Below are 16,814 nucleotides of genomic sequence, written 5' to 3' on the forward strand. Positions count from 1 at the left end.
CCGAACGTACCCCGACCGGAGGTGGATCTACGCGGCGCCGTTGCTGACGGACTCCGCGGGCGAGTCCGCGATCGACGTGCCGCGGCGCTTGGACACGACCACCGCACCGATGATGATCAGCGTCGCGACCACGGCGATCGCGATGCGGATCGGCTCGGACGCGCTGTCACCGATGGTGAAGGTGACGATGGCGGGCGCGATCAGCACCGAGACCAGGTTCATGACCTTGATCAGCGGGTTGATGGCCGGGCCGGCGGTGTCCTTGAACGGGTCGCCGACGGTGTCGCCGATGACCGTCGCGGCGTGGGCGTCGGAGCCCTTGCCACCGTGGTTGCCGTCCTCGACCAGCTTCTTGGCGTTGTCCCAGGCACCACCGGAGTTGGCCAGGAAGACCGCCATGAGCGTGCCGGTCGCGATGGCACCGGCGAGGTACCCGGCCAGCGGGCCGACGCCGAGGCCGAAGCCGACGGCGACCGGGGCGAGCACCGCCATCAGACCCGGGGTCGCCAGCTCACGCAGCGAGTCCCTGGTGCAGATGTCGACGACCTTGCCGTACTCCGGCTTCACCGAGTAGTCCATGATGCCCGGGTTCTCGCGGAACTGACGGCGCACCTCGAACACGATGGCACCGGCGGCACGCGTCACGGCGTTGACCGCAAGGCCCGAGAACATGAAGACGACGGCCGCACCGATGGTGACGCCGACGAGCACGTTCGGGCTGAACACCACGTTGGTGAACGAGATGGGCAGATCACCCGCGAGGTTGCCGACCTTGGCCACGGCCTGGTCGATCGCGTCCTTGTAGGAGCCGAACAGCGCCGTCGCGGCGAGCACCGCCGTCGCGATCGCGATGCCCTTGGTGATGGCCTTGGTGGTGTTGCCGACCGCGTCGAGCTCGGTGAGGATCTGCGCGCCCTCGCCGTGCACGTCACCGGACATCTCGGCGATGCCCTGCGCGTTGTCGGAGACCGGGCCGAAGGTGTCCATCGCGACGATGACGCCGACGGTCGTGAGCAGACCACAACCGGCGAGCGCGATCGCGAACAGACCGACGACGACCGAACCGGAGAGCAGGAACGCGCCGTACACGGCGGCACCGATGACGAGTGCGGTGTAGACGGCCGACTCGAAACCGACCGAGATGCCGGACAGGATCACCGTGGCCGCACCGGTCAGCGAGGTCTGGCCGACCTCCTTGACCGGCTTGTGCTCGGTGCCGGTGTAGTAGCCGGTCAGCCAGAGGATGATGCCGGCCAGCACGATGCCGATGATCACCGCGACGGACGCGATCAGTGCCGGGTTGCCGCTCGTGGACTTGACCGCGTCGCTGATGCCGTTGAGGTCTGCGAAGGAGCTCGGCAGGAACGCGAACGCCGCGATGGTGCACAGCACCGCGGAGATGACCGCGGAGATGTAGAAGGCGCGGTTGATGGCCGTGAGGCCGTTCTCGCCCGCCTTCGCCTTCGTCGTGTACACGCCGATGACCGCCGTCAGCACGCCGATCGCGGGAACGATCAGCGGGAACAGCAGGCCCTGCGCGCCGAACGCCGCGGTGCCGAGGATCAGCGACGCGACGAGCGTGACGGCGTAGGACTCGAAGAGGTCCGCTGCCATGCCGGCGCAGTCACCGACGTTGTCGCCCACGTTGTCCGCGATGGTGGCGGCGTTGCGGGGGTCGTCCTCGGGGATGCCCTGCTCGACCTTGCCGACGAGGTCGGCGCCGACGTCCGCGGCCTTGGTGAAGATGCCACCACCGACGCGCATGAACATCGCGAGCAGCGCGGCACCGAAACCGAAGCCCTCCAGGACCTTCGGGGCCTGGCCGGCGTAGACGAGCACGACGAGCGCCGCACCGAAGAGACCGAGACCGACGGTGGTCATGCCGACCACGCCGCCGGTGCGGAACGCGATGCGCGTCGCCTTTTCGCGACCGCCTTCTTCGTTCGCGGCGGCGGCGACACGCACGTTGGCGCGCGTGGACAACCACATGCCCAGGTAGCCGATAGTCGCCGAGAACGCGGCACCGACGAGGAAGAACAAAGACCGGCCGATTCGTTCGGCCAAATCATCCGCCGGTAGCGCGAACAGCAGTACGAACACGATCACGACAAAGATGCCGAGCGTGCGGAACTGCCGGTTGAGGTAGGCCGCTGCGCCCTCCTGAACCGCCTTGGCGATGTCCTGCATCTTGGGGGTGCCCTGGCCCGCGGCCAGCACCTCCTTGAGCAGCACGTACCCGACGGCGAGAGCAGCCAGGGCGACCACGGCGACCACGGCTACGACGCCGCGATCACCCCCGGAGAGCTCTAGGCCCTCCGCGAGGAAATGCCGGGACATCCGTCCTCCTGGTGAGTTGCCATGTGCAGCGCCAAGGCAGACCAGCCGCCCAGCGCGACGTGACGCATCCCTCATTGGATGCGATGAGCGGGGAGTCTAGGGGTTGCTTGCAACGAGGCAACGAAACGTCCCGATCCGTGCACACACCGTTATCTGCGCAGGAAGTCGAGTACGGCCCGGCCGGGACTGTCGGTGGTGTATGCGAAGCTCGATCCCGTGGTGGATCAGGGACGCCGGTTGCTGGACCGCGTGCTGGCGGGTGTGCCCGCCGGGGAGTCACCCCTCACGCACGCGCGTGATCTGCCGTTGCGGCAGGCAGATCACGTGGAGTGGCCTGCGTGGACGGCCCCCGCGGTCGTCGAGGCGTTCGTCGGGACCGGTGTGCGCGAGCCGTGGCGGCACCAGGCCGAGGCCGCCGAGCTGGCGTGGTCCGGGCAGCACGTGGTCCTCGCGACGGGCACGGCGTCGGGCAAGTCACTTGCCTACCAGTTGCCCGTGCTTTCCACTCTTTTGGCGGACACGAAGGCCACCGCGCTGTACCTCTCACCGACCAAAGCCCTTGGTGCGGACCAGCTCCGATCGCTCGAGGAGCTGGGGATCAAGGGGGTGCGCGCGTCGGCCTACGACGGTGACACCCCGATGGCCGAACGCGACTGGGTCAAGGCGCACGCGAACTGGGTCTTCACCAACCCGGACATGCTGCACCGCGGAATCCTTCCGCAGCACCCGAAATGGCTGCGGTTCTTCCGCCGGCTGAAGTACGTGGTGATCGACGAGTGCCATTCCTACCGAGGCGTTTTCGGCTCGCACGTGGCGTTGTTGATGCGACGGCTGAGGAGGGTCGCGCGGAAATACGGCGCGGATCCGATCTTCGTTTTGGCATCGGCCACTGTGGCTGATCCTTCTGGATCCGCGCAGCGATTGCTGGGCGTCCCCGTTTCCGCTGTCGTGGAGGACTTTTCGCCGCGTGCGTCGCGCACGGTCGCGTTGTGGGAGCCGCCACTGACCTCTCTGGAGGGTGAGAACGGCGCACCCGTCCGCCGCTCGGCGGGCGCGGAGACGTCGCGCATCCTGGCCGACCTGGTCGTCGAGGGCGCACGGTCGCTCGCCTTCGTGCGCTCGCGCCGCGGCGCCGAGCTGACGGCGCTGGGCACCCAGCGGATTCTGTCCGAAGTGGACGATGAGCTGCCTCCCCGCGTGGCCGCGTACCGGGGCGGGTTCCTGCCGGAGGAGCGGCGGGCGCTGGAGAAGGCGTTGTCCACGGGCGACCTGCTCGGCGTCGCGACCACGAACGCGCTGGAGCTCGGCGTCGACATCGCCGGGCTGGACGCCGTGGTGGTCGCCGGCTTCCCCGGCACCCTGGCGTCGTTCTGGCAGCAGGCGGGCCGTGCGGGCAGGTCAGGCGACAGTGCTCTGGTCGTGTTCGTCGCGCGCGACGACCCGTTGGACACGTACCTGGTGCACAACCCGGCCGCGGTGCTGGACAGACCGGTCGAGGCGACGGTGCTGGACCCGCTGAACCCGTACGTGCTGGGTCCTCAGCTGGCGTGCGCGGCGTCCGAGATGCCGTTGACGCCGGCCTGCCTGGACGACTTCGGCGGACCTCTCGCCGAGGCCGTTCTCGCCGAGCTGGTGGCGGAGAAACTGCTGCGCAAGCGCCCTGCCGGGTGGTACTGGGCGTCGCACGACCGGCCGCACGCAGGCGTCGACATCCGCGGTTCCGGCAGTGATCAGGTGGCCGTCGTGGAGTCGGACTCGGGCCGGATGCTCGGCACGGTCGACCCGGGATCCGCCTGCTGGCAGGTGCATCCCGGCGCCGTGTACCTGCACCAGGGGCGGGCGTACGTCGTCGACGAGCTCGACCTCGACAGCGGTCTCGCGATGGTCCACCGCGAGGACCCGGAGTGGACGACGCAGCCGCGTGACTGCGTGGACATCACCGTCGTGCACGAGGTCGAACGCACCGACTTCGGCGGGGTGTCGGTCTGCCTGGGCGAGGTGGAGGTGACGACCCAGGTCGTCGGTTATCTGCGCCGGCTGCCGTCCGGCGTGGTGCTCGACCAGATCCCGCTCGACCTGCCGGAACAGTCGCTGCGGACCCGCGCCGTCTGGTACACCGTCGACGAGTCGCTGCTGTTCGACGCCGGTGTGGAGGCGAAGCGCGTCCCCGGTGCCCTGCACGCCGCCGAGCACGCGGCGATCGGTCTGCTGCCGCTGTTCGCGACGTGCGACAGGTGGGACATCGGTGGCGTGTCGACGGCCGCCCACCCGGACACGGGGATGCCGACGGTGTTCGTGCACGACGGCCACCCCGGCGGGGCGGGCTTCGCTGATCGAGGTCACTCGGCTCTGCGGGCCTGGCTGTCGGCGACCCGGGCCGCGATCAGTGCCTGCGGGTGCCCGATGGGCTGCCCGTCGTGCGTGCAGTCCCCCAAGTGCGGCAACGGCAACGACCCGCTGGACAAGGCCGGAGCGGTGCTCGTGCTGGACGTGGTGCTGGGCAAAATCGCCTGACCGGGTGACTGCTCCTTGGCTACCGTGGCGCTGTGAACGCCTGCAGCTGCAACGCCACTGACCGGACCCGTCGCGCCTAGGCGCGGCTGGGTCCGATGCTCCGCCGCGCCGGTCCTACCTGGTCACGGGTTCATGGGAGTCGGCCTTGTTCACCCCTTTTGCTGATCTGAACGCACTTCTCGCCGACCTCGTCGCGTCCGTGCGCGAGATCCTCGGCCCCACCTACGTCGGCACGTACGTGCAGGGCTCGTTCGCCCTGGGCGCCGGTGACATCCACAGCGACTGCGACTTCATCGTCGCCTGCACCGAGCTGCCGTCCGGTGATCGCGAAGCCGGGCTTCGCGCGCTGCACAACGAGATCCCGACCCGTCCCGGCCACTGGTCGACGGAGATCGAGGGTTCGTACGCCGACGTGGAGTCACTGCGCTCAGTGGCGGGCCTCGGAGTTCCGTGGCTGTTCAACGACCACGGCACGCGGACCCTGAAGTGGGACCTGCACTGCAACAACCCGCACGCCCGCTGGATCCTGCGCCACCACGGCATCGTGCTGGACGGCCCGCCGATCACCTCGCTCGTCGACGAGGTACCGGCTTCCGTGTTGCGCGCGTCGATGCTGGCCGAGCTGCCGCACGTGCTCGACGGCATTCGCGAGTGGGCGCCGATGGGCAACGCGTGGTCGCAGCGCTACATCGTCTCGACCTACTGCCGCACGCTCTACACCATCCACACGGGAGAGGTGGAGTCCAAGCGCGGCGCCTTGGTGTGGGCAAAGAAAATGCTCGATCAGCGGTGGCACCCGCTGATCGAGCAGGTCTTGCAGGACCGGAACCTCGGCTGGGACGCCGACGCGGTTCCGCGGCCCGGATCCATGGAGGAGACCTTCGCTTTCGCTTCCTACGCGGAAACTCTCCAGCTCTAGGTCTACCACTTTTCCGTAGGGCGCGGCGGGGGCTCACGGGTACCCCCGCCGCGCTCTCCACGTGCCGAACACTGTTTTCCCGCCTGCTACCGCTTCGTGACCGGATCCCTTGGAACATCGGTGGAATCTGGTTCGTTCGTCTCGACAGGACACGCGGGAGGCGACGGTGTCGACTGTCTTCTGACGAACTCCGGGGAGGAGCCGGCTTCACCGACCGCGGCAGAGCTGGTGCTCTGCCACTAACGTTCCTCGGCCCGGTCACTGGTGCGGGAGGCTGTCCTTCGGGGTGCGTGTTCGGCTTTTTCGCCCGTTCCTCTGCCGGCCCCCGACGTGCGGGGTGCGGAGGCCGATCATCGAACCGGGCTTGGTGGAACGGCCGTGCAGGGCATCGCCTTCGGGGTTGTCGGGGAGAGTCCACGACGACACCCAGCACGGCCGGGCTTCGGATTCAGTTGTGTCAGACGGCTTCGAGCTCGTAGCGCGCCGGGGCGTGCACGGCCTCGACGAGCGCGTCCTGCACGACGTGTGCGTCCGGCAGGTTCCAGCCGCAGACCTGCGGCTTGACCCGCCAGTGCACGACACCGTGCGCCATGGTGGTGGGCGGCAGCGGGATGTACTCCCCCTTGCCGTAGAGGTGCACGTCCGGGTTGTTGGCCAGCTCGGCGTTGAGCGTCGAGCCGGACTTCACGAGGAACATCCAGCGGCCGGACGGGGTCGCGGCGATCGGCACGGGGACGCCGATCGACCGCAGTGCGACGGCCGCGCGACGGCCGAGGCCGGTGCCGACCTCGATCGCGTCCACGACGTGACCGGTGGCGACGAGAAGGCTGTACGAGCGGCCCGCCCACCACGTGGCGACCTGGTCGGGACTGGTCCCGACGCGGTCCACCCAGTCGCGGTGCACGGGGATCGGGCCGTGGAGCTCGAGGCCGCTGCGGCCCGCCCACTTCGTGACGCCGTCCTCCGTACCGGCCGGATAGGTGCCGGGCAGTACGGGCCAACCGCGGTACGCGAGGCTCACGGCCTCGGCACGCAGTTCGATGCGGAAGGCCCCGCGCCAGCTATCCGACCAATCCATCTTCCGTCGCCTTCTTCCTAGGTTCTGACTCGACATCGGCAAGGTGTCGGTGTTCGTAGGGACACCGCGTCGGTGCCGCCACTACAACTAACGACACCGGCACCGGCCTCCGTAACCCCCGCGCGACAACTGGTAGCTACGGGACGGCGAACGTCCTTTGCTTGACCGGGCAACTGAACTCCGCGCGTTTGGTTCGATCACCGTTCAGCATGTCCGGGCGGCAGTGTGAGTCCGCTCACCGCTGTGAGCCGACCGCTCGTCGTGCTCCAAACGGCCCGATCTTCGGCCGGACCTGCCCTGGCTCGTGCGCTCGCCGGGCCGAACGGCGTAGTCGCGGACACCTCCACAACCACCTCCCATCCGTTCACCGCGCAGCTCGTCAGCTCGGCCCGGTTTTCCGAAGCCACGCGTTTTGCCTGCTCACAAGCACTTTCGTCGCCGTCCACCAGACGAGTGGCCGCCGCGAGCGCCGCCAGATCGGCCGCACCGGTCACCCGGTGCCGGGCGACGACCGCCGAACCGACCCACGCACCTGCCACCACGACGATGATCAGCGACAACATCGCCACCACGCCGCTCACCGCAGCCGCACCTCGCTCGCAGCCGGACCGTTCGCCGTTCATCGCGGCTCCGGCACGGCGAACGCCCGTGCGCTGAGCGGCAGGCCCAACGGTCCGCGCTTGCTGACCACTACCTTGATCGCGTCGCCTTGGCTGTCGATCAAGACGTTGGCATTGGCCACGATCCGCCCGGCCGCTTCTTCGCCGCGCTGCCGTTCGCCCCGCGCGGTGAGCCGCGCCGCCTCTCTCGCCGCGTCGGTGCACCGCATCTGTTCGGTGACCGCGGTCAGCCCGTTCGCTCCCAGCCACATGGCCACCAGCAACGCGGACACGGCGATCGCCGCCTCGACCGTGACCATGCCCCGGTCGTCAGACCGAAGACAGCGCACGCTGTATCAGCCCTTCCATCAGTTTTCGCATGAAGTCGCTGGTGAGCAGCACGTACAGCAGGCCGCCGAACGCGGCCGCCGCGAGCGTCCCGATCGCGTACTCCACCGTGCTCATACCGCTGTCGTCCTTCAGCAGTTCCATCTGCTTCTCCTAGTTGAGGAATTGATCGGCCAGTCCCAGCACCACCGGCGCGACGCCGAGGCACAGGAACGCCGGGAGGAAACACAGTGCGAGCGGCGCCGCGACCGCGACCGCGGCCTGCTGCGCCTTGGCCTCGGCGTCGTCACGTGCCTCGGCCCTGGTCCGTTCGGCGAGTTCGGTGGTCTGCCGGGCCAGTGCCGCACCGGACCGCGCGGTCCGCCGCGCAGCCCTGGCGAGCTGTGCCGTCGCGGGCTGGTCGAGCGCGGACGCCCACGCCGTGACCGGATCAGCGCCGAGCCTGAGCAACTCGGCGACCTGGCCCAGTTCCTTCATCTCGACCGCCTGGATCGCCGTGGGTACCGGCAACCCGGCTTTCAGGCACGCGGCCAGCAGATCCCAGCGCGCAGCCCGTTCGAACGGACCGTCCGGCTTCGTCGTGCCGTGCGGCGGGTCGTGGGCCCTGGGCTTCAAACGATCAATCGATCGTCGTGGCGCCGGAGCCAGCAGGACTGCCAGCGCGAGCAGGAGGAACGTCACGGCTTCACCTCCGTGATCCGCTGTGTCCACCACACCCCTGCCGCCCCGAGCACCGCACCCAGCGCCAGCAGGAACTGCCCCGCCGTCGTGCTCGTGAGGACGTGGAACGGTCTGGCACCGCTGAACTCGCCCAGCAGCACTCCCACCACCGGCAGCACCGCCAGCACCATCGCGCTGGCCCGCGGCCCGGCCATCCGCGCGTGCACCTGCCGTGCGAACGCCGCCCGCTGATCGAGATCGCGCCTGGTCGCGTCGAGCACGTCCGCCAACGCCACACCGTGTTTCGCCGACACGTGCCACGCCTTGGCCAGCTGGTCCACGGCCTTGCCGAGCAACGGCTGCTTCATCTCGCGCAACGTCCGCTCCACATCGCCACCCAGCCTCGACGCGGCCGCCGCCGCTTTCAGCACTTCCTTCGCCGGAGCCGGGGTGTCCTCCGCCGCGTTCTCGGCCGCCTGGGCCGGGTGTGCGCCAGCCCGCAGCTCGTCGATCACGCCGCCCAGGCCGTTGCTCAACGCTTCCGCGGCTTGCCGGAGCGCCTTGTTCCGCCTGCTCTGCTTGAGGATTCGCCGACCGGTCACCGCCAGCACCGCTCCGGCGACCAGTCCGCCGACGCCCGCCACGAGGTAGGTGACCATCGCCGCGACCGCCAGCCAGATGTACGGCGGCACAACGACTTCTCGCTTGCCGCGCGGCCTGAGTCTTCGGATCGGCTTGAGCTGCGGCCAGACGATCAGTGCCGTTGCCAGCAGAAGCAGGCTCACCACAGCAGCTCCTTCGCCAGCCACCCGCTTTCGCGCGTCCAGACCGGACGGACCGCGAGCTCCGGTTTCCGCTCGAACACCCCGATCTCGTTGAGGTACCTGCTGTTGCCGGCCCGGCGCATGTGCAGCACTACCCGGACCGCCGCCGCGGCCTGACTGCGCAACGCTTCGGGCGACAGCCCGCCCAACGCACCCAGCGCTTCGAGCCGCGCGGGCACCTCCGCCGGAGAGTTGGCGTGCAACGTCCCGGCGCCACCTTCGTGCCCGGTGTTGAGCGAGGTCAGCAACTCCCTCACCTCGGCGCCGCGCACCTCCCCGACCACGATCCGGTCGGGCCGCATCCGCAAGGCCTCCCGCACCAGTTGCCTGGTGGTGACCTCACCGGCCCCCTCGACGTTCGCCGGCCGGGCGGTGAGCCGCACGAACTGCGGATGGTCAGGACTCAGCTCGCCCGCATCTTCAACACACACGATGCGTTCCACCGGCGACACACACCCCAGCAGCGCCGACAACAACGACGTCTTGCCCGACCCGGTCCCACCGATCACCAGGAACGCCAGGCGCCGCTGGACGATCGTCCGCAACGCCTCCGCGATCTCCGCGTCGAACGTCCCGAGCTCCTGCAACGCCGGCAGGTCGTGCGTCGCGGGCCTGAGGACGCGCAGCGACAGACACGTGCGATCCGCGATGGGCGGCAACACCGCGTGCAGCCGGACCCCGCTGCCCGGCAGCCACCCGTCGACGCACGGCGAGGCGTCGTCGAGCCGCCGGCCCGCCGCCACCGCCAGCCGTTGGGCGAGGCGCCGCACGGAGTCCTCGTCGGGGAAGGTGACGCCGGTCCGGCGCAGGCCCGTCGTGCCGTCGACCCACACCTGGTCCGGAGCGGTGACGAGGACGTCGGTGGTGCCGGGATCGTCCAGCAGCGGGTCGAGAGGGCCGGCACCGCTGAACTCCTGGCGGAGCACCTGGAGTGCTTCGAGGACGTCCGAGTCGGCCAGGACGCCGCCGGCCTCGGAGCGGACCGCGTGGGCCACGACGGCCGCGGTCATCTCCATGTCGGTGCCGGCGAGGCGGTGGCGGACCCGGTCGATCAGGGCAGAGGTCATGTCGCTGCCTCCGGGCGGTGGGCGTGGCGGCCATAGGTGATCTCGCGGCCCGTGAGGCGGAGCCAGGTTTCCTGGCACCAGATGAGGAAGCGGTTCACTTCGGCTCCTCCTTGAAGATGTAGCGGGGCGGGTAGAGGCGGCCGTAAACGACGAGGTTGCGCAGCATCCGGCCGAGGATGCGGAGGAGGGTCACGGCTGGAACTCCTTCGGTGGCAACGAGATCCGAGGGCTGAGGACCGGCGGGACGGTCACCCGGCAGAGGTCTCCTGGCGGAGGCTGCGAAGCGGCGGAGGGCGTCGCAGTGGCCGTGCGCCCGCAAGATCAGGGGCGGGTGGCGACGGCTGCGGACTTCGAGGCGGAGGCGGTGAGTCCCGCAGGGACAGGAACGTGGAGCGAAAGCTGCGGAACGGCCGCAGACGGTGACGCAGAGGCGGTGCGTCTCATCGGGACTGGGGCAAGTGGTGGAGGCGCGCTCGCCTGAGCCAGAACCCCCTCTTCCGCAAGGAAGTGGCCGGGAGGACGGGGGTGCGGGACCTTCGCCTCGTCCCCGCGCAGAACCGGGATGCACCCGCATCCGAAGGAGTCTGCCGACGCGATCTCGACGTCTCCCACGGCAAGCGCGACGTACTCGGCCTCATCGGCCACCGCGGCATCCGCGGTGACGGCCGGCGCGACGTCCGCAGCGACCTGCGGGGCGCTCACGGGCGGAGCTCCTTCAGCACCACGCGGGCGGTGGTGGCGAGAGGACCCTTGGGGTTGCGGGGGAAGCGGCCCCGTTCCAGCACCTCGGCCAGGCCCGGCTCCGGGCGCATCGACGTCAGGAGGGGGACGCCGATCACGTCGGCCATCTCGGCCGGTTGGAGGTTGCCCGGGGACGGGCCGCGGACCACCAGGCGGAGGTTGCGGCCGTGGGTCAGGAGGGTGGTGGCCACTCGGCTGGCGGCCGCGGTGGCGCGGACTTCGGCCGGGACGACGAGGATCGTCAGGTCGGTGCGGTCCAGGGCTGCCGAGGCCGCGGCCGTCGGGAAGCGCGGGAGGTCGCAGATCACCGTGCAGCCCGCTCTGCGGCCCGCGTCCAGGACCGCCGCCACCGCTGCCGGTTCCGGGTCGGGTGCCGATCGGTCGCATGCCAGGACGCTCAGGTTGCCCGTCGCCGGCAGGGCGGCTCGCAGGGCCGACATCGGGACCCTTCCGCCGGTGGCGTGCACGCCCGGCCAGCGGGCGCCCTGATCGGATTCGGTGCCCAGGGCCAGGTCTATGCCTCCGCCCAGGGGGTCGCAGTCGACGAGCATCGCTTCGCCGCCCAGGGCCACCGCCTCGCGGCCGCAGGCTATGGCGAGGGTCGAGGCTCCCGCGCCTCCTCGGCCGCCGATGAACGACACCACGCGGCCCCGGTCCGAGGGCGGGCCCTCACCCAGGTCGGTCAGCGCCGTCACCAGGGAGCGGCCCTCCACCGGCAGTTCCAGGACTCCGTCCGCGCCCAGGGCCACGGCCGGGGCCCACGGCGGGTCGCCTCCGTGGACCACGAGGACGCCGGTGCGGCGGGGGAGGCCCGCGTCCAGGCAGGCGGAGACCGCGGCGGGGTCGAGCAGGACCAAGGGGGCGGTGTGCCACTGCGAGCGCAACGACGTGATGTCGGGGGCGCAGGAGAGCGGGCAGTCGGCCGCGGCGGCCACGCGGAGGACCTCGTCGAGGAGGTCCTGGTCCGTGAGCAGGGCGATGGGGTGGGTCATGGGTTCGACCGTGGCCGGTCGTGATGAACGACACAACGGGTGAAGATCCACCTGTGGACAGAACAGCGGCTGTGGACAAGTCGCGATCTTGGATGCCTTGCCGGGCCTGAACTGTCGGGCCCGTGTGCGACGCTGGAGGGTTGGGCACACGGCGCTCGGACAAGAGCGGCAGAGGTCCAGTCGCACTCAGGCGGAAACGGGTCCGGATATGGGACGACCCCCGCCAGGGGGGAGGGACGGGGGTCGTCAATGGTTCAGTCCCGGGGGGTCGGACTGAACCCGTCCGTCGAACCGGACTCTCCTACTGTATCCCCATGCGCCAGTGCTGCGCGCAACTTCCGCAACAGCTGAGGGCCAAGTTTCGGTAACCGTGGTGCACAAGGATTTCGTACACGAACGAAATGCCGCCCGAACGGCCTACTGACGAGTACACCTAAGCTGAGCCACATGAGCCGGATCGCCGCCTTCTTCGACCTCGACAAGACCGTGATCGCGAAGTCGAGCACGCTGGCGTTCAGCCGGCCCTTCTTCCAGGAAGGTCTGATCAACCGCCGCGCGGTGCTGAAGAGCGCTTATGCGCAATTCGTGTTCATGCTCGCCGGCGCGGACGCGGATCAAATGGACCGCATGCGCGCGCACATCACGGCGCTCGCCGCCGGCTGGGACGTCGAGCAGATCCGCGGCATCGTCAACGAGACGCTGCACGACATCGTCGATCCACTCGTCTACAAAGAAGCGACGCAGTTGATCGCCGACCACAAGGCGGAAGGCCACGACGTGGTCATCGTCAGCGCGTCCGGCGAGGAACTGGTCGCCCCCATCGCCCAGATGATCGGGGCGGACTACAGCGTCGGCACGAGGATGGTGGTCCACGACGGCCGCTACACCGGCGCCGTCGACTTCTACTGCGCCGCCGACAACAAGGCGGTCGCGATCAAGCAGCTGGCCGCCGAGCACGGGTACGACCTGACGAAGAGCTACGCGTACTCGGACAGCGTCACGGACCTGCCGATGCTGGAGGTCGTCGGCCACCCGACGGTCGTGAACCCCGACCGGGGCCTGCGCCGCATCGCCGTCGAGAAGGACTGGCCGGTGCAGCAGTTCGTCGACCCGGTGAGCCTGCGCTCCCGCATCCCCACCCCCTCGGGCAGGGCGGTCGCGGTCACCGCCATCGGCATCGGTGCGGTCGCGGCGGCCGGAGCGGCCTGGTACGGCCTGCGCCGCAAGCGGTCCCGCGACTGAAGTCAAGCCCCGGCGGCCACAATGCACCGAGAAGAGACGGGTACCGGCCAGTAGCGGCAACGCGCCGCACACGTGGTGCCCCGGTGAGTGCACGGCACCGCCCTCCCGGCGGTACCCGAACACGAACAAAACCTCACAAATCCAGAAACCCCAGGGCTTTCACTACTGAACGTGGCTTGACCGGTGCACCCGTCCGAGCCCTTGCTGTGACCGGGCCCACGCACTTAAATGGGTGGTGCGGACCTCGGGTCGGCCAGGGGCCAGACGAAGAGAAGTCAGGATCCACCCCGGCCAAGCTCCGTGCGCGGACTTCGAGTACCCACGCGCAGCACGCCGCGGGAGGCTTGTCGTCTAGGGCCTGCGTACCGGGACGCCGGACGCCGAGGCCAGGGTTGTACGACTGGAGTTGCACGCTTGGTAACTCGCAAGCCCGCGCTGAAGACGGGGCACCCTTTCGGGGGTGCCCCGTCTGCTTGTGCGTGAAAAGTTGGCACCGAACGGCAGAATGTGCGCCCGTTGACCCACCACGTCCTCGTGAGTAACTTGCGAAATACGCCAGTTACCTGTGGGAACATCACCGGGAGGCACGGACAGTGCGGAAGTTCGCCGCGTTGACGCTGGTCACAGCCATGGTCGCCCTCACGCCGGTGGCGAGAGCGGACGCCTCGGTGACCACACTGCGCGGGATGTCGCTGGAACAGAAGGTCGGCCAGCTCTTCGTCACGTACGTCAACGGCCAGGCCGCCGACGTCCCGCACCCCAAGAACCAGACCGACTTCGGAGTGGCGACGGCCGCGGACATGGTGCGCAAGTACCAGCCCGGCGGTGTCATCTACTTCAACAACTCGAGCCGCGACAACGTCGACACGCCCAAGCAGATCGCGCAGCTCTCCAACGGTCTGCAGAAGGCCAGCAAGGTCCCGCTGCTCATCTCGATCGACCAGGAGATGGGCGTCGTCACGCGAATCGGCCCGCCGGCCACCCAGCTGCCGGGCAACATGGCCCTCGGCGCGGGCCGCAGCACCAAGGACGCCGAAGAGGCCGCGCGCATCACGGGCCAGGAGCTCCGCGCGATGGGCATCAACCAGAACTTCGCGCCGGACGCCGACGTCAACTCCAACCCGGCGAACCCCATCATCGGCGTGCGCAGCTTCTCGAGCGACCCGAAGCTCGCCGCCGACATGGTCGCCGCCCAGGTGCAGGGCTACGAGGGCCGCCGCTGGTTCGACATGACCTCGGTGACCTCGACCGCCAAGCACTTCCCCGGCCACGGCGACACGTCCGAGGACAGCCACACCGCCCTGCCGGTCTCGAACCGCAGCCTCGACCAGTGGCGCCAGATCGACGCGCCGCCGTTCTCCGCCGCCATCGCCGCCAAGATCGACTCGATCATGACCGCGCACATCCAGGTGCCGCAGATCGACCCGTCGGGCAACCCGGCCACGCTCAGCCCGAAGATCATCACCGGGCTGCTGCGCGACGAGCTGAAGTACGACGGCGTGGTCGTCACCGACTCGCTGGAGATGGCGGGCGTCCGCAAGCTGCACTCCGACGCCGAGATCCCGGTGCTGGCCATCAAGGCGGGCGTCGACCAGCTGCTGATGCCGCCGAACCTCGGTGCCGCGATCGACAGCGTCGTCAAGGCCGTCCGCAGCGGTGAGATCACCGAGCAGCGCATCGACCAGAGCGTCCTGCGCATCCTGAAGATGAAGCTCCTGCGCGGTGTCATGCTCACCTCCGAGGTCGACGTGAACAAGGTCGACCAGATCGTCGGTTCCAGCACGCAGCAGGCCCAGGCCATCGCCGACCGCAGCATCACGGTCGTCCGCAACGACGGCCAGGCGATCCCGCTGAACGCCACCGCTCCCCTGGTCGTCGGCACCAGCGACGCGACCACCTCACCGCTCGCGACCAGGCTCAAGGGCACCAAGTTCGTCACCGCGACGAGCCCCACGGCCGCGCAGATCCAGCAGGCGGTGGCAGCGGCGGCAGGCGCGGACAAGATCGTGGTGCTGACCAACAACGCGAGCACCAGGCCAGCCCAGGTCGACCTGATCAACCAGCTCGTCGCCACCGGCAAGCCCGTCGTCGCGGTCGCCACCGCCAACCCGTACGACGTCGCCCACAGCGGCGCCAAGACGTGGCTCGCCACCTACTCGACCACGACGGTCTCGATGGAGGCGCTGGCCAGGGTTCTGCTCGGCGAGGTCAAGCCGCAGGGCAAGCTCCCGGTCGACGTGCCGGGCCCGACCCCCTACCCGTTCGGACACGGAGTGACCTGGTGAGAAGGCGGAGCTTCCTCGCGGCGAGCGCCCTGTCCGTCCCCCTCGTCAGCACCGCGACCGCCGACGCGACCCCGAAGCTCGCCACCGCGGCCGAACAGCTCGCGCAGGACGGCTGGCGCAAGCTCAAAGGCCGCAAGGTCGGCGTGCTGACGAACCCGACGGGCGTCCTCAGGGACCAGACCCACATCGTCGACTCGATGGTCGCCCACGGCGCCAAGCCGACTGCCGTCTTCGGACCGGAACACGGCTTCCGCGGCACGGCGCAGGCAGGCGGCTCTGAAGGCGACTACGCGGACCCGCGCACCGGTATCCCGGTGTACGACACGTATCAAGCCAGCCCCACGAAGATCCAGGCGATGTTCACGAAGGCGGGCATCGACACGGTCGTGTTCGACATCGCGGACGTGGGCGCGCGCTTCTACACCTACATCTGGTCGCTGTACCAGGCGATGGAAGCGGCCGAGGACCTGGACTTCATCGTCCTGGACCGCCCGAACCCCATCGGCGGCACCGCGAACGGCCCGCAGCTCGACCCCGCCTACGCGACCTTCGTCGGGCTGAAACCGATCGTGCAGCAACACGGCATGACGGTCGGCGAACTGGCGCGCTACTTCAAGGGCGAGTTCGGCCTGGCCACCAAGCTCGACGTGGTCAACGTCCGGGGCTGGCGCAGGAACCAGCTCGACACGGGCCTGCCGTGGGTCCCGCCGAGCCCGAACATGCCCACCCAGGACACCGCGCTGGTCTACCCCGGCACGTGCCTGTTCGAGGGCACGGTCCTGTCCGAGGGCCGCGGCACCACCCGCCCGTTCGAGACCGTCGGCGCGCCCGGCATCGACTGGCGGTGGGCCGAGGCGCTGAACGCCCTGGACCTCGGGGGCGTCCGGTTCCGCGAGACCTACTTCTCGCCCACGTTCAACAAGTTCCAGGGCAAGACCTGCGGCGGTGTCACCCTGCACGTCACCGACCCGCGGAGGTTCGACGCCATCAGGGCCGCCGTGGCCATGCTGATCACCGCGAAGTCGTTGTACCCCGGCGTGTTCGCGTGGCGCCCGGACAACTGGATCGACAAGCTCAGCGGCTCCGACCGGCTGCGCAGGATGATCGACGCCCAGGCACCCCTGGCCGAGGTCGTCGGCGCGTGGCAGCAGGAGCTCCAGCAGTTCCGCCGCACCCGCCTGCCCTACCTGCGCTACCGGTGAGGACGC

At 69.5% G+C, this 16,814-nt stretch carries 14 protein-coding genes; 5 read left to right on the top strand and 9 right to left on the bottom strand.

Annotated features, from left to right (window positions below):
- Positions 1–27 precede the first annotated feature (27 nt).
- The gene (locus tag SK571_RS18715) at positions 28–2,337 is read right to left on the bottom strand and encodes a sodium-translocating pyrophosphatase (protein WP_319985351.1); all 2,310 of its coding nucleotides are present in this window, start codon (positions 2,335–2,337) and stop codon (positions 28–30) included.
- A gap of 216 nt (positions 2,338–2,553) precedes the next feature.
- On the opposite strand from SK571_RS18715, the gene SK571_RS18720 reads away from it, so the two are divergent.
- Both SK571_RS18720 and SK571_RS18725 read left to right on the top strand, forming a co-directional pair.
- Positions 2,554–4,851, top strand: a complete 2,298-nt coding sequence (locus tag SK571_RS18720; protein WP_319985352.1) for a DEAD/DEAH box helicase — start codon at positions 2,554–2,556, stop codon at positions 4,849–4,851.
- Between the two features lie 145 nt (positions 4,852–4,996).
- Positions 4,997–5,770: an aminoglycoside adenylyltransferase domain-containing protein gene (locus tag SK571_RS18725; protein WP_319985353.1), complete on the top strand. Its 774-nt coding sequence runs from the start codon at positions 4,997–4,999 to the stop codon at positions 5,768–5,770.
- A gap of 457 nt (positions 5,771–6,227) precedes the next feature.
- Here the strand turns inward: SK571_RS18725 and SK571_RS18730 are convergent, their stop codons facing one another.
- The 8 genes from SK571_RS18730 to ssd form a co-directional block, all read right to left on the bottom strand.
- Positions 6,228–6,848 carry a bifunctional DNA primase/polymerase gene (locus SK571_RS18730; RefSeq protein WP_090069862.1) on the bottom strand — a complete coding sequence of 207 codons (621 nt, stop codon included), beginning with the start codon at positions 6,846–6,848 and terminating at the stop codon, positions 6,228–6,230.
- Positions 6,849–7,045: 197 nt separating this feature from the next.
- Positions 7,046–7,471 (bottom strand): Rv3654c family TadE-like protein, encoded by a 426-nt coding sequence (locus tag SK571_RS18735; RefSeq protein ID WP_319985354.1) that lies wholly within the window; start codon positions 7,469–7,471, stop codon positions 7,046–7,048.
- On the bottom strand, positions 7,468–7,767 hold the full coding sequence (locus SK571_RS18740) for a TadE family type IV pilus minor pilin (RefSeq protein WP_319985355.1): 300 nt from the start codon (positions 7,765–7,767) through the stop codon (positions 7,468–7,470). Before SK571_RS18740 ends, SK571_RS18735 begins: the two co-directional genes overlap by 4 nt.
- Before the next feature lie 10 nt (positions 7,768–7,777).
- Positions 7,778–7,939, bottom strand: coding sequence for a DUF4244 domain-containing protein (locus tag SK571_RS18745; protein WP_084402016.1), 162 nt, complete (start codon positions 7,937–7,939; stop codon positions 7,778–7,780).
- Positions 7,940–7,948: 9 nt separating this feature from the next.
- Positions 7,949–8,476: a type II secretion system F family protein gene (locus tag SK571_RS18750; RefSeq protein ID WP_319985356.1), complete on the bottom strand. Its 528-nt coding sequence runs from the start codon at positions 8,474–8,476 to the stop codon at positions 7,949–7,951.
- A complete protein-coding gene (locus tag SK571_RS18755; RefSeq protein WP_319985357.1) occupies positions 8,473–9,240 on the bottom strand; it encodes a type II secretion system F family protein in 768 nt (255 codons plus the stop codon). Before SK571_RS18755 ends, SK571_RS18750 begins: the two co-directional genes overlap by 4 nt.
- A complete protein-coding gene (locus tag SK571_RS18760) occupies positions 9,237–10,346 on the bottom strand; it encodes a TadA family conjugal transfer-associated ATPase (RefSeq protein WP_319985358.1) in 1,110 nt (369 codons plus the stop codon). Before SK571_RS18760 ends, SK571_RS18755 begins: the two co-directional genes overlap by 4 nt.
- Positions 10,347–11,044: 698 nt before the next feature.
- Positions 11,045–12,079 carry a septum site-determining protein Ssd gene (ssd, locus tag SK571_RS18765; RefSeq protein ID WP_319985359.1) on the bottom strand — a complete coding sequence of 345 codons (1,035 nt, stop codon included), beginning with the start codon at positions 12,077–12,079 and terminating at the stop codon, positions 11,045–11,047.
- Positions 12,080–12,526: 447 nt separating this feature from the next.
- Here ssd and SK571_RS18770 point away from each other — a divergent pair, with 447 nt between their 5' ends.
- From SK571_RS18770 to SK571_RS18780, 3 genes are all read left to right on the top strand, one after another.
- A complete protein-coding gene (locus tag SK571_RS18770) occupies positions 12,527–13,321 on the top strand; it encodes an HAD-IB family hydrolase (RefSeq protein WP_319985360.1) in 795 nt (264 codons plus the stop codon).
- Positions 13,322–13,950: 629 nt separating this feature from the next.
- The gene (locus tag SK571_RS18775) at positions 13,951–15,606 is read left to right on the top strand and encodes a glycoside hydrolase family 3 protein (protein WP_319985447.1); all 1,656 of its coding nucleotides are present in this window, start codon (positions 13,951–13,953) and stop codon (positions 15,604–15,606) included.
- The gene (locus tag SK571_RS18780) at positions 15,603–16,808 is read left to right on the top strand and encodes an exo-beta-N-acetylmuramidase NamZ family protein (protein WP_319985361.1); all 1,206 of its coding nucleotides are present in this window, start codon (positions 15,603–15,605) and stop codon (positions 16,806–16,808) included. The genes SK571_RS18775 and SK571_RS18780 overlap by 4 nt, the downstream gene beginning before the upstream one ends.
- The last annotated feature ends 6 nt before the right edge of the window (positions 16,809–16,814 follow it).

This window comes from Lentzea kristufekii, from assembly GCF_033949925.1.
Classification (GTDB): Bacteria; Actinomycetota; Actinomycetes; order Mycobacteriales; family Pseudonocardiaceae; genus Lentzea; species Lentzea kristufekii.